The sequence below is a fragment of the Bradyrhizobium cenepequi genome, assembly GCF_020329485.1.
Lineage (GTDB): Bacteria > Pseudomonadota > Alphaproteobacteria > Rhizobiales > Xanthobacteraceae > Bradyrhizobium > Bradyrhizobium cenepequi.
Genome location: NZ_JAGKJI010000036.1, coordinates 19,366 through 31,343, shown reverse-complemented (window position 1 = coordinate 31,343; position 11,978 = coordinate 19,366). Strand labels below are relative to the sequence as shown.

The window sequence follows — 11,978 nt, the reverse complement described above, 5'->3', positions numbered from 1 at the left end:
CGCTAAGCTTCAGTCAGAGAGAACAATCGTGGAGCACGAAATGACAAAGCACACTGAACATTTACCAAGCCACGGCGGACCATTGCTTCTTCGCGAGTTAAACCACAGAATAAGGAACGAGCTCACTTGCGCCGTTTCCGCGGTTTCAGCCAAAGCGGTGCAGTCGGATAGCGTGGCCGTTAAGGCCGCGCTACTTGACGTCGTAGACCTCCTGCATCGCTGCGCTGACGTTCATCGGTCGCTGCGCATGCCGGAACAAGGGCGCCTCACCGATGCCGCGAAGTACCTCCAGGAGCTTTGCTTCTCCGTCGCGAAATACCGGTTGGAGGGCTTGGCGATACGTGTCTTGTTTTCGGCGGATGATCTGCGGCTTGAAGGAGAACGCTGCTGGAGGCTCGGACTGATTGTATCCGAGCTACTAACCAACGTGGCACGACATGCACAATTCGGCGTCAGAGATCCGCAATTGCGAGTAGAGTTGCGGCTCGCCGGCGGCATCGCAAAGTGCAAGGTCTCCGACAATGGCTCGGCACCTGAACCGATCCGGCGCGGTCGTGGGCTAGTGATCATCGGCGAACTGGTCAGCAGTTTGGGCGGCCTCGTTCATACGTCGTGCGCATCCGAAGGATGTTCCTTCCTTCTCACCTTCCCATTGACCGAGGGCGAGCAACGCGCCGCCGGCGCGGCTCAGCTTGTTCTGTTGAAGCGGAAGAAAATGCGCCGTCTCTTGCAGTCGCAGGCGTCTGGAACTGAGGAATTGGGACCAGAATAGCCACATGTAAAGAGCGTGGGCAATCGTCACAGCGTTGCGAGCGGCTTTGCCTATCGACTGGTTTGGAGAGCGGAAATGAGAACAGACGACTTCGGAAGAAGCCTGGTCACTGGCCTCGCGGATGCGCTCAACGCCCACGACCTGGTACGCGCGAGGAGGTACCTGGCGGATGATCTACATTTTGTTGGCATGTTCGGCCCGCCAATCGACGGGGCTGATGCGTATCTCGAAGCCATGGCGCGCCTTGGCGCTCAACAGGTCATAGTGAAGTGCCTCGTAGAACGCGACGAGGTTGCCTGCCAATACTACCTCTCTGCCCGCAAGATATCAGATACGCCAATATTCTGCTGCGGATGGTTCACGATCAGCGACCGCCGAATAAAATCGCTGCGCGTCGTCTTCAATCCGACCGACACCTTTCCGCAAGGCCTGAGACCGCGTTCTCGGCCGAACTTCGCGCAGCCCTGCGCATATGCGAAGGACATTGCTCCGCCTAGTAATCGTACAGTGCGCGTTGGTACGAGTGAAGGTGCGTCCCTGGTTCACGACATCCAAGCTACAGTGCTCTAACCTCCTGCGAGACATCTGATCGAAGGAGAAGACGCATGGAAGACGCACTGAAACGGCATGGCGGCCGCCGCGCCCACAAGGAGAATGGCGTCACTTGGTACGACGCGGCCGTCGGGGAACGAATCGCGGTGCGTGTATCAAGTCTCGATACCAACGGTGCATACGCGGTGGTCGAATCGATCGCGGATCCGGGATGCGGTGTCCCCCTGCACTTGCATCAAAACGAGGAAGAGCACTTTGTGGTCATTGCCGGAATTTACAGGTTCGCCTGCGAGAACAAGTTATTCGACGCGACGGCCGGCACCAGCGTCACTATACCTAAAGGAGCGCGGCATGCTTGGCGCAACCTATCTGGTAGCACGGGCCGGTTGCTGGCGGTCTTTACGCCGGGCGGTTTCGAAAGATTGATCCAAGAGGTGATCGATATTCCCGCCGGCAAGGTTGAAGAGGTGGCGGCGCGGTATGGCTGCCTCATCGTGGGACCGCCGATCGAGGCATAGGCGCCGTGGGCCCGTGAGACGTGGCGCCGCTGATGAAGAAGAGATCAGGAGACAGAGAGATGAGCCGAGACGCCAATTACGTCACCAAAGACATGGCACCAGTCACTGCCGGGAGTGCGGCGGATTATAAGGCAGCTTTCGCGCAACGAAGCGCGAGCGCCTTCGCCGCCGCCTTTGCCGAGGACGTGGTTCTCGAAGCAGCCGGCATGTACTGGCCGGTGAGCGGCCGCGAGAACGTTAAGCGTGTCATGGAGGCGGCGAGCAAAATTTACGAGAGCCTGCAGTTCACGGACCAAGCGGTCGATGGACGCCGCCAATACCTTGAGTGGGAGGCGCGCGCCTTCGGGGGCATCGGCATGAGCGGCGTTACAGTCATTACGCGCAATGAAGCTGGCGCGATCGCCCACCTGGCGATCCATCACAGGCCACTGGGCGGAGCCTTGAGGTTTTCCGCGGAGATGGGTCAGCTCCTGCAAGGCGATGCTTCGCATTTCTTGGCGGCAGAGGATCTGCCGCGTACGGCCCGGAGTTGATAGCGAACATACTTCATACAGGCAACCTCGACGCTGCCGCGCCAGCTGCCTGTTACTCAAATGCTCCAGACGATCGGCGTGCTTACCCGCGGGAGATTGGGGTCTCACGCTTGACCGTCTGCGCTATGCCGCCATCGCGGTACGACGCTGCGCGAGTTGGTTTGCGAAGGAAAAAGGAGAACGTTCGTGATGACCTCTGCCGATTATCTCGCCAAGGTGCCATATTGTCCGATGCCTGTGCCGTCGACCGATGTCGAGCTGACAAGGAGGGAAGACGGCACGATGGTGCTGAGATCCTGGATCAAACTCGGGGAAACGAGCGGGACGATTTGCTCCTTCCTCCCGCACTGGGCGGCGGTATCGCCGAACCGCAATTTTCTCGCGCAACGAAACGACGATCATGCGTGGCAACCGATCACTTATCTGGAATTTTGGTCTCGAGTACGATCGGTGGGGCAGGCGTTGCTAGATCGCGGCGGGGTGCCTGGCGATACGCTGGCCATCTTGTCTGGTAATTCCATCGAGAACGCGGTCATGCAGTTCGGCGCAATGTCGGTCGGTCTGCAAGTGGCGCCGATTTCGCCGAGGTACAGTCTTCTGCCGGGTGGTCTTAGCCGTATCGAGGAGATCGCCAAGTTTCTCAAGCCGCAGTTCGTCTTCGCGCAGAAGGCCGATCCCTATTTGCGGGTCCGCAGCATTTCCGGTTTTAGGCAGGCCGAATGGGTGACGTTCGAGCCGGTCGCTGACGTCACTCCGTTGTCGGAGCTTTTCGATACAACGCCGGATAGTGCCTTCGATGCGGCATTCGCAGCGCTCGGACCGGATACAGTGGGAAGAATCCTGTTCACGTCGGGATCCACCGGATCTCCGAAAGGTGTGATCAACACCCATCGGATGATGTTGAGTGCGCTGCAGATGATTGGTCAAGTGATGCCAGTCTCGGGTCCGACTGTCCGGTTGGATTGGTTGCCATGGCATCACACCCTGGGTTGCAACGTCAATCTCAACGGAATCCTGAAGGAGGGCGGATCACTCTACATCGACGACGGGAGCCCGACCCCCGATGCGTTTCATCGGACAATTGCCAACTTACAGGACATCTACCCCACCTCTTATCACAGTGTGCCGGCCGGTTACGCGCTGCTGTGCGTGGCCCTCGGCAAGGATCCCATTCTGAAACGGATGTTCTTTCATCGTCTCGAGCGAATGGTGTTCGCCGGCGCGGCGATCTCGGCGCCCGTGATGATGAAACTTCAAGAGCTTGCGGTCGAAGCCAGAGGCGAGCGCATTCCGATCATGTCCGGCTACGGCAGCACGGAAACTGCACCGACCATATGCATCTCCTATCGTCCGTGCGAAGGTCCCGGTGAGGTCGGTCTGCCGGCGCCAGGTGTCGAACTTAAACTGGTTTCGGCGATGGACGCCTTAGAGGTCCGCGTGCGCGGCCCGAACGTCATGCCCGGCTATCTCGGAATGCCGGAACTGTCTGCAGCAGCATTCGACGAGGAGGGATTCTATCGGACGGGCGATACCGTCACTTTCATCGATCCCGCCGATCCGTCCCGCGGCTTGAGATTTTCAGGCCGGCTCTCCGAGAACTTCAAGATTGCCAACGGCACATGGGTGCTCGCGGGCAAGCTTCGCGCAGTCATCCTGAACCGGATGGGCGGCGTGCTGCAGGATCTGATCGTTGCGGGTGAGGGCCACGATAGGCTCGTCGCGCTAGTTTGGCTCAATCCGGACCGTGCGAGAGTGCACGCCGCCAGTTCGATAGCTGACGCAAGCATCGAAAGCCTCGCCGCGGACTCCGGCGTTGCAGGATACATCTGTCACGTCTTGAACGAACATAACCTTGCTGCGGGAACGAGCGAGCGGATATCGGCTGTCGCCATCCAGACCGAGCCACCGTCATTGGCGGCGGGTGAAATCACCGACAAGGCATACATCAATCAACGCGCGGTTCTTCAGAACCGCGCGACGGTTGTGGCTGCGCTTTACGGCGAAGGATATTCGCCGCACATCATTCGCCTTCATCCCGGTCCACGACCGTCGATGGCAGCGAGTTCCGGGGCTGCGTAACTACGGAACGGAGGAATTGGAGTGGACCCTAAAGTTGAGTTTCTTTTCGACTTCGGCAGCCCGAACGCCTATCTCGCCGGAAAGGTCGTCCCGCAGATTGAGCAGCGCACTGGCGCGAAGTTTGACTACGTTCCGGTGCTGCTCGGTGGCATCTTCAAGCTTACTGGCAACAGTTCGCCGGCGGATTCACTCATGGGCATCAAAAACAAGCCCGAGTTCATGGCGCTTGAAACGGAGCGTTTCATCCGCCGCTACAACATTACGACGTTCAAGCCTAATCCCTTTTTCCCGGTTGTCACGCTGATGCTCATGCGTGGCGCGGTTGCGGCCCAATTCGAGGGCGTGTTTGAGCCGTATCTCAGGGCTGCGTTCCATCATATGTGGAAAGAACCAAAGAAGATGGACGATCCGAAAATAGTCCATGAAGCGTTGATCTCTTCGGGGCTAGACGCCGACCGGCTGATGGCGCGGGCGGGCGATCAGGATGTAAAGAACCGCTTGAGGGAATTGACCCAGAACGCGGTCGATCGTGGTGCGTTCGGCTGCCCGACATTCTTCGTGGGCATGGAAATGTTCTTTGGCAAGGACCAGCTTCGCGATGTCGAGGAGGAGATCAAGGCTCAGCAGGCCGCTGGGGATCTAAGACCGGGAACGTGAAGGAGAAGCGTCTTGGAGAAGAGAAACGCTACCGCCGCCGTGATTGGCGCAGGTGATTTCATCGGTTCTGAAATTGCAAAGAAGTTCGCCGCGGAAGGCTTCACGATTTTCACTGGCCGGCGGAGCGGCAACAAGTTAGCGCCGCTTGCCGAACTCATAGAGAAAGCTGGCGGGACAATTGTCCCACGTTCTCTCGATGCCAGGAAGGAAGAGGAAATCACAGCCTTCCTGCAAGACGCGGATGCGCACGCTCCTTTGGAAGTATGCATTTTCAACATCGGCGCCAATGTCAACTACCCTTTGCTCGATACCACCGAGCGCGTATTCCGCAAGGTTTGGGAAATGGCATGCTATTCCGGCTTTCTGGCTGGGCGCGAGGCGGCTCGTCTGATGCTACCCCGTGGCCGCGGGAATATATTTTTCACAGGTGCTACAGCCAGCTTGCGCGGCGGCAGCGGCTATGTCGCCTTTGCCAGCGCGAAATTCGGTTTGCGGGCGGTGGCTCAGGCGGCCGCTCGGGAACTCGGTCCCCAAAACATCCATGTCGCCCATCTCGTCATTGATTCCGGCGTCAATACCCAATGGGTCCGCGAACGCATCCGCGAGCGTGAAGGCCAGGAAGCGCTCGATAATCTTGATCCCAATCGATTGATGAGGCCGGCGGCGGTCGCCGAGGCCTATTGGCAGTTGTACCGGCAGCCGCGCGACGCCTGGACTTTTGAGCTGGAAATACGCCCGTTCGGCGAGAAGTGGTGATCCGAAAGCAGCACGCGCGCCGTTTGCCGTGGGCAGCGAAGATGGCCCGAGGCTGTAGCTTAATTGGTGGGTTTTGGCCCAAGAAGGCCAAAAATGCATTATCTTTCAATGGGGATTGACTGACACTCTCTCCGCCATCGATTTTGGACAGCGCAGAAGGCCTTCAAAATCAGGCGTTTTCCCGAAACGCCGGAAAATGACGGTGGAGCACCACGGTGGAGCACTTGGTGGGCACCGCGGCGGCTCAAGGTTGGCATCATTCATTGGCCTTGAAGACGGAATCCTTGGTCCTGCTTCACGGTTGTGCGGTAGTGCCGACAGCCGCCACTGGATCGTCGATGCGGCGACCTGCCCGACCTCGCCCACATGGCGCTCCGAGGCGGTCACCGGCCGCGGCGTACCCCGGCGGGCGCTTCAACATCGATCTGATCAAGTTCAAAACGGATACCCTCGCGGAAGAACAACGCAGAAAGCGTCAACACTCTAGGAGGAAATGCGATGTCTTCCATCGCAAGCGAGTTTTCGGCCGCGCCGTCACGGCGCATGACCAAAGAGGAGAAGCGCGTGATAGCTGCCGCTTCACTCGGTACTATATTCAAGTGGTACGATTTCTTTCTTTACGGCTCGCTATCCGCCGCAATTGTTCTGAATACTCGCCGAGCCAGACAGACCCGGAGCTCACGGGCGCGCATCGCAGAATCAGTCAAGTAGAAGCTAGATGACTCAGACCTGCCTGCCGCGCTTGATCGGCATCCTTGATCCGATCGGCCCAATGCCGAAGCGATCCTTGACGTAGCCGACACGGTCGGGCGGCGCGGCAGTCGACGTCGGTTCTGATGTGCTTGGGATTAGCGCACGAGCCATCGTTCTTGCGGGCCATCTGCTCAATTCCCCTCGTTCGGAATCGGCGAAATTCGCCGCGAACGTTTGGTTCGCCCGATACCAGCAAAAATGCCAGCAAACCGGACGGCCGCGGTGAATTTTTACGTGTGTTTTCAATGCGTCGCGAAGATTTTCTCGCGAAAACCGGAATCGACCAATGGCTTAAGTTATTGTTATTATTTGTATTTTTTCCGTGGTGCCCCTGGCCGGCAGTCGCCTATTCCCGTAACCATCTGAATTTAAGGTCATTTTATCCGTCAATTGCTGCCGATACCAGCAGAAATACCAGCAAGCTGACGCGCGGTATTAGCTGATAAAAATAAACAGCAGGCTCGCGGCAGTAGGTTCGCCCCATGCCGTTCCGGTCCCCACAACGCCCAGACCGGAATCGAACCCGGCTCTGACTCGAAATCCCGGCGGGATCGACCCCGGCATGATATCGCTAGGCCAAGGAAGGGTCTCGTCATGCGTACGCCATTTCTGGCGCCCCACGATGCCGAGCGAGACACTTGCCTCGTGTTGGGCGACTTCGTGGGGCGACTCGGTTGCGCTTGGCGCGAGACCGACGCCGCAAGCGCTGATCGCGCGTCGCTATCCGCTATCTGCTGGACCGCCAATGACGATGCAATGTCCGACAACACACTGAACAAGGCGCTGCGGATCATGGGCCATGATAGTGGCCCCGGCAGCGACCACTGCGCGCACGGCTTTCGCTCGACCGCGTCGACCCTGTTCAACGAGGAGGGCGCGTTCAATGGCGATGTAGTGGAAGCCGACAACACGGGGAAAAAACGCCGGCGGCGCGACGAGGCGGTGCCGCGCCAGCTTGGCAAGGGCGACAAAAGCGAGATCCGCGGCATATAACCGTGCGGCCTAATCGGCCGAACGCGCGCGTTTAATGCAGCATTCGTCTGATCGCCTCGACGGCCTGCGCCACGGTGCGCCCGCCGTCTCGCTGCGCAGATCGGCGGCCTAGCTTGCTCTAGTTTCGACCCTCGGCAACGAAGCGTGATATTCGTCCACGCTGTCGAGGTCGATCATCGTCTTGCCTCCCATCTTGTAGGCCCTGATCCTGTCATGGGCGATAAGCTCATAAGCCTTAGTCTTTCCGAATTTGCCATAGCGGCAACCGTCCTTGAACTCGACGAGCCGGCGCCGCTTGTTGTTATCATTGTCAACCATGGTTCCTGCATGTGCTTCCATGATCTCCGACACAATCAGATCAAGCTCCGCTGAGCTAGATGGGCATTTCCATGGCGCGACCTTGGTGTCGACGCGGGCTTACCAAGAAGGCGCTGCATTTGTGGTAGCTGACCAGGTTCCTGCTGATCTGTTCGACGCCATCTGCGCGTAGCCCAAACGCCGGGGTTCGTTGATCTATATCGCCGATGGTGCCGAACAAAAGGCTCTCTGATGCCGCCGCTAACTCCTGCGCGCTGTAGAGTGCAAATCGGACGGACCGGAAGCGCTGCAAGCTCGTAGCCTGCCGTTCCCGTGCCCACTTGGCCCCGTTAGCAACTTCCGGTGTACAAGCGCCACTCAAACTACGAATCTGAGGGTCGGACGTTCGAATCGTTCCGGGCGCGCCATCTATCTCATTCATATGTCATCGATTTCCAGAGCGGCCTAAAATTCCCCAGACTAAAATTTGCTTTTAGTCTGGGGCAGTCCTGGCGCGGGCGTGATGATCGAGCAGCCCGGCCTAGCTAGCCAAATCGGATGCGGGAGGGTGGTGCGAGGTTGGCGCGGCATTCAAGAACTGCAGCTAGAACGTTGCCACCAAGTCATTCGGCGCATCTTCCTCGAACAGAAGATTTTGCGTTTCGAGCGACGCGCGGATCAATGGCGCCATGCGCGCGCGCATCGACCTCTCGAATGCTTCGATGGTTTCCGTGAGGGTCGGGAAGCGGCCGCCGAGAAGATGGTCTGTCAACTCAACGGCATCGAGCATCGCCATGTTCGCGCCTTGGCCCAGAAACGGCGGCATGACATGGGCTGCGTCGCCGAGAATGGTGAGGCCTGGACGGGTTGTCCAAGTTTGGTCGGGCGGAAACGCATAGAGCGGCCATAGCAAGAAGTGGTCCTCGGATTGTCGAACCATCTCGAGGAGTGCTGGTGCCCAATCCGGGAACCACGCCAACAAGCGCTCACGGGTTTGAGCGGCTCCTTCCACGCCGATTTTGTTGTCGCGGATCCAGTGTTCGGGGATCCGGCGTGAAATGTAGACGCGAATGCTGCCGTCTCCGTTCCGCTGTGCGAGCAGACCTTTGTTGTCTCCGAGGGCAAGGACGTTTCCGGGCCCTACGTAGCGCGCGATCTCGGGATGTCGGTCGTCGACATTTGACAGGCGCGTCTCGATAAAGGTAACGCCGGAGTAGAACGATTTGATCGGTGTGATGAGCGGTCGCACTTTCGAGCGCAATCCATCTGCGCCAATCACTAGGTCGAATAGCTCGGCCTGACGGCGTTCGAAGACAAGACGATGCCGGTTAGCCTCTGGCAGGATGGCGCAGGGCGGGCTGCCCCAAATGACCGTGTCTTCGTCAAGCGACGAGAGCAGGAGATCGCGGAGAGCACCGCGATCAATCTCGGGCCTCGATTCCTCTTCATCGTCGACTGCCGATGCCGCGCGTCGCACGCCGTGCTTGTCGATAACGCAGGTTGCTTGTCCTTCCGGACGGGCAACGGTGCTGAAGTGTCCGGTGAGTCCGCATCGATCAAGTGCGAGCTGCCCGCTTTTCTCGTGAAGGTCCAGACTGCCGCCTTGCAAACGCGCATGAGCCTCGACGTCACGCTCGAAGACATGCACTCGCACGTCATTCATCTGCAAAAGCCGGGCAAGCGTAAGCCCTGCCGGGCCGCCACCCACAATTGCGATTCTCTTGCCTCGCAACAGGTGAGGCGTGGGTAGGTGCGCGTTATCTTCAGGCATGGGCCCATCCCCCATCGACCGTGATCTCGGCTCCCGTGATGTATGAGGAGGCGTCCGAGGCCAGGAATAGCGCGGCTTCGGCAACTTCCCGTGGCTCCCCCCAGCGTGCCATCGGGATCATGGCGGCAATCGCCTCGTTAACTTGCGGGTCAGCGGTGGCTGCTTCGGTGAGTGGAGTGGCCGTCGCGCCAGGCGTGATGACGTTTACGCGAATGCGCCGGGCGAGGACGTGAGAGTCCATGGCGAGGGTGCGGCCAAACGCGCGGACGGCCCCTTTGCTTGCGGCGTAGAGCGGGTCGCCTGGGCGTCCCTTACAGGCTGCGACGGACCCGGTCAGGATGATGGACGCATTGTCGTTGAGCAACGGCAGGCTATGCCGCACGGCAAAGACCACGCCCTTGAGATTTATCCCGATCAAGGCGTCAAAATCTGCCTCTGTAAGTTCATTTAATGGCGGCGTTTGCGAAACTCCTGCGTTGGCGAAGAGGATATCTACGCCTCCGAACTGACTGCCAATTTCGCGCATGGTCGCCTCGACAGTTTCTGGGCGTGCGACGTCGGCGACGAAAGCCCGAGCGCGATCGCCAAGGCATTGCACCGCCTTGTCAAGCCGGGCTCGGCCGCGACCCAGGAGCGCTACGTCTGCTCCTTCTTCAATAAAGAGTTTTGCGGCAGCCAGACCGATACCGCTGCCACCGCCGGTGATGACGGCTTTTGTCCCCGTAAGTCTCATCCATCGCTTCAAGTCAACGGTTGTGGACTTAGCAGGGGCGCTGGCGTAAATCAACGGTCGTTGATATATGGCCGCATGAATGCGAAAATATCGTCTGTTCCGCCGCGCAAGCGACGCAAGGAAACGTCCAAACGCGACGCCGAAGCCTCGCGCGCCCGCATACTGGAAGCTGCGAAAATTCGTTTCTCTCAAAACAGCTATGAAGGGGCGGGTATTCGCGAGATCGCCGGCGACGCCGGCGTAGACCCCGCACTGGTGATGCGTTACTTCGGTTCGAAAGAGGGGCTCTTTCGGGAGATTGCCTCCAGCGCCTTCGATGCCGACGATATTCTATCCGGCGGCATTAGCGCGTTGCCCCAGCAGGCGGTGGAAATGCTGATGGGAACGTTAGACAGTGCGGAATGGCGGCGCGGCTACGATCCCTTGCGCTTGCTGCTAGCTTCGATCGGTAGTCCGGCAGCCGGGCCCATACTCTCCGATTATCTCGACCGGGACTTTGTCGGCCCGATCGCGGCAGCCATGGACCTTAAAGAGCGGGATGAACGGGCCGTGATCCTAGCGGCGCAGATTCTAGGTTTTGCCCTCGTGAGGATTGCTCTAGCCGGTCGCAAGGGACGCCGGCCCCGTTGGGCTGTGTTACAGCGCTTGCTGACGAAGGCGCTTGACGTCACATTATCGGGCGGTTCTCGAGAAGGTGCGCTATGACATGATGACCCGGAACGCAGCCCGGTAACGAGAAATTCACTGTTAGATGCCCGGTGCGAAAACTAGTCCCGTCAGCAGCAGATGCGACGGTTTAGTGGTGGACGAATGCAGACGTGCTCGCCCGTTACTGCAAATCATTTCCATGCTAGCCGAAGCCATGGTTGATTGTTGCGATCTCTCCGCGCCGAAAGCTTATTACCGGGGCTGCCGGCACCCTCGATGTTGTATTTCCTTCAGCGGATTCTTATCGCGGGTGGCTATTGGTGCGGTCAATGTTTCACGCTGTTGCGCCGACCGTAGGCGGCAAGTGACGCGGATCACCTCGCGCATGACTCGCTCGCAACGGCAAAGCTTTCTTCGAGTAGCTTCGGATTGCCTTCCTGGAAGACAGGTGTCATCTTGATCCGCGCAATCTTCCATCCGTCCTCGGTTCGGACATATTCGTGTTCGTATCGCGCATAAATATGCCAGAAGTTCCCGGAGTCGATCCGCTGATGGCGAGCGTGACCGTAGGAAAAGGATGTCGCTCGATCGCCGTCTAATTGTACATCCAGATTGAACGACATGTGCTGTGTTTCGACCAGTGCATATGCCAGTCGTGCCCAATCAATTAATGCAGAGGCTGCGATCGTCTGCGAAGGCTTCACACCGCCAAAGTCGATTGTAAGCTCATCGGTGAAGTAAGTGACGCGTGCGTCCCAGTTCTTCTCGTCCGTGTACCGAAACCCCCGGTACAGCGTTTGGCTGATTTCGATGATACTCGCGATGTCCTCGGGACAAATTGAGCTTTCTTTGGCCATGAAGGCACCTCGCATTGAAAATCTGGCTCTGCCCCCGAGATATGGCTCATAGTGCTCTG

15 protein-coding genes are annotated in these 11,978 nt (G+C 58.6%); 10 read left to right on the top strand and 5 right to left on the bottom strand.

Translation table 11 applies throughout. The features are described from left to right. The first annotated feature begins 40 nt into the window (after nt 1-40). From J6497_RS28950 to J6497_RS28920, 7 genes are all read left to right on the top strand, one after another. Nucleotides 41-772, top strand: coding sequence for an ATP-binding protein (locus J6497_RS28950; protein WP_225707669.1), 732 nt, complete (start codon nt 41-43; stop codon nt 770-772). A 75-nt stretch (nt 773-847) separates the two neighbouring features. Beyond that, nucleotides 848-1,342: a nuclear transport factor 2 family protein gene (locus tag J6497_RS28945; protein ID WP_225707668.1), complete on the top strand. Its 495-nt coding sequence runs from the start codon at nt 848-850 to the stop codon at nt 1,340-1,342. 35 nt (nt 1,343-1,377) lie between these two features. Continuing rightward, a complete protein-coding gene (locus tag J6497_RS28940; protein WP_225707667.1) occupies nt 1,378-1,842 on the top strand; it encodes a cupin domain-containing protein in 465 nt (154 codons plus the stop codon). A gap of 32 nt (nt 1,843-1,874) precedes the next feature. Continuing rightward, complete coding sequence (locus J6497_RS28935) at nt 1,875-2,375, top strand: nuclear transport factor 2 family protein (protein WP_225707666.1); 501 nt, start codon at nt 1,875-1,877, stop codon at nt 2,373-2,375. Between the two features lie 189 nt (nt 2,376-2,564). After that, nucleotides 2,565-4,454: an AMP-binding protein gene (locus J6497_RS28930; protein ID WP_225707665.1), complete on the top strand. Its 1,890-nt coding sequence runs from the start codon at nt 2,565-2,567 to the stop codon at nt 4,452-4,454. A 21-nt stretch (nt 4,455-4,475) separates the two neighbouring features. After that, a complete protein-coding gene (locus J6497_RS28925; RefSeq protein WP_225707664.1) occupies nt 4,476-5,111 on the top strand; it encodes a 2-hydroxychromene-2-carboxylate isomerase in 636 nt (211 codons plus the stop codon). Nucleotides 5,112-5,123: 12 nt separating this feature from the next. Next, complete coding sequence (locus J6497_RS28920; protein ID WP_225707663.1) at nt 5,124-5,867, top strand: SDR family NAD(P)-dependent oxidoreductase; 744 nt, start codon at nt 5,124-5,126, stop codon at nt 5,865-5,867. Nucleotides 5,868-6,250: 383 nt separating this feature from the next. On the opposite strand, the gene J6497_RS28915 is transcribed toward J6497_RS28920, so the two are convergent. Beyond that, on the bottom strand, nt 6,251-6,466 hold the full coding sequence (locus tag J6497_RS28915) for a hypothetical protein (RefSeq protein ID WP_225707742.1): 216 nt from the start codon (nt 6,464-6,466) through the stop codon (nt 6,251-6,253). A 270-nt stretch (nt 6,467-6,736) separates the two neighbouring features. Here J6497_RS28915 and J6497_RS28910 point away from each other — a divergent pair, with 270 nt between their 5' ends. After that, nucleotides 6,737-7,063, top strand: coding sequence for a hypothetical protein (locus tag J6497_RS28910; RefSeq protein WP_225707662.1), 327 nt, complete (start codon nt 6,737-6,739; stop codon nt 7,061-7,063). A 313-nt stretch (nt 7,064-7,376) separates the two neighbouring features. After that, nucleotides 7,377-7,613 carry a hypothetical protein gene (locus tag J6497_RS28905; protein WP_225707661.1) on the top strand — a complete coding sequence of 79 codons (237 nt, stop codon included), beginning with the start codon at nt 7,377-7,379 and terminating at the stop codon, nt 7,611-7,613. A 108-nt stretch (nt 7,614-7,721) separates the two neighbouring features. On the opposite strand, the gene J6497_RS28900 is transcribed toward J6497_RS28905, so the two are convergent. From J6497_RS28900 to J6497_RS28890, 3 genes are all read right to left on the bottom strand, one after another. Next, nucleotides 7,722-7,931: a MerR family transcriptional regulator gene (locus tag J6497_RS28900; protein ID WP_225707660.1), complete on the bottom strand. Its 210-nt coding sequence runs from the start codon at nt 7,929-7,931 to the stop codon at nt 7,722-7,724. A 583-nt stretch (nt 7,932-8,514) separates the two neighbouring features. Beyond that, nucleotides 8,515-9,681, bottom strand: coding sequence for an FAD-dependent oxidoreductase (locus tag J6497_RS28895; RefSeq protein WP_225707659.1), 1,167 nt, complete (start codon nt 9,679-9,681; stop codon nt 8,515-8,517). Next, nucleotides 9,674-10,414: an SDR family NAD(P)-dependent oxidoreductase gene (locus tag J6497_RS28890; RefSeq protein ID WP_225707658.1), complete on the bottom strand. Its 741-nt coding sequence runs from the start codon at nt 10,412-10,414 to the stop codon at nt 9,674-9,676. The genes J6497_RS28895 and J6497_RS28890 overlap by 8 nt, the downstream gene beginning before the upstream one ends. A 75-nt stretch (nt 10,415-10,489) precedes the next feature. Here J6497_RS28890 and J6497_RS28885 point away from each other — a divergent pair, with 75 nt between their 5' ends. Continuing rightward, nucleotides 10,490-11,119, top strand: coding sequence for a TetR/AcrR family transcriptional regulator (locus J6497_RS28885; RefSeq protein WP_225707657.1), 630 nt, complete (start codon nt 10,490-10,492; stop codon nt 11,117-11,119). A gap of 317 nt (nt 11,120-11,436) precedes the next feature. Here the strand turns inward: J6497_RS28885 and J6497_RS28880 are convergent, their stop codons facing one another. Continuing rightward, entirely contained in the window at nt 11,437-11,919 is a 483-nt protein-coding gene (locus J6497_RS28880; RefSeq protein WP_225707656.1) for a nuclear transport factor 2 family protein, read from the bottom strand. Nucleotides 11,920-11,978 lie beyond the last annotated feature (59 nt).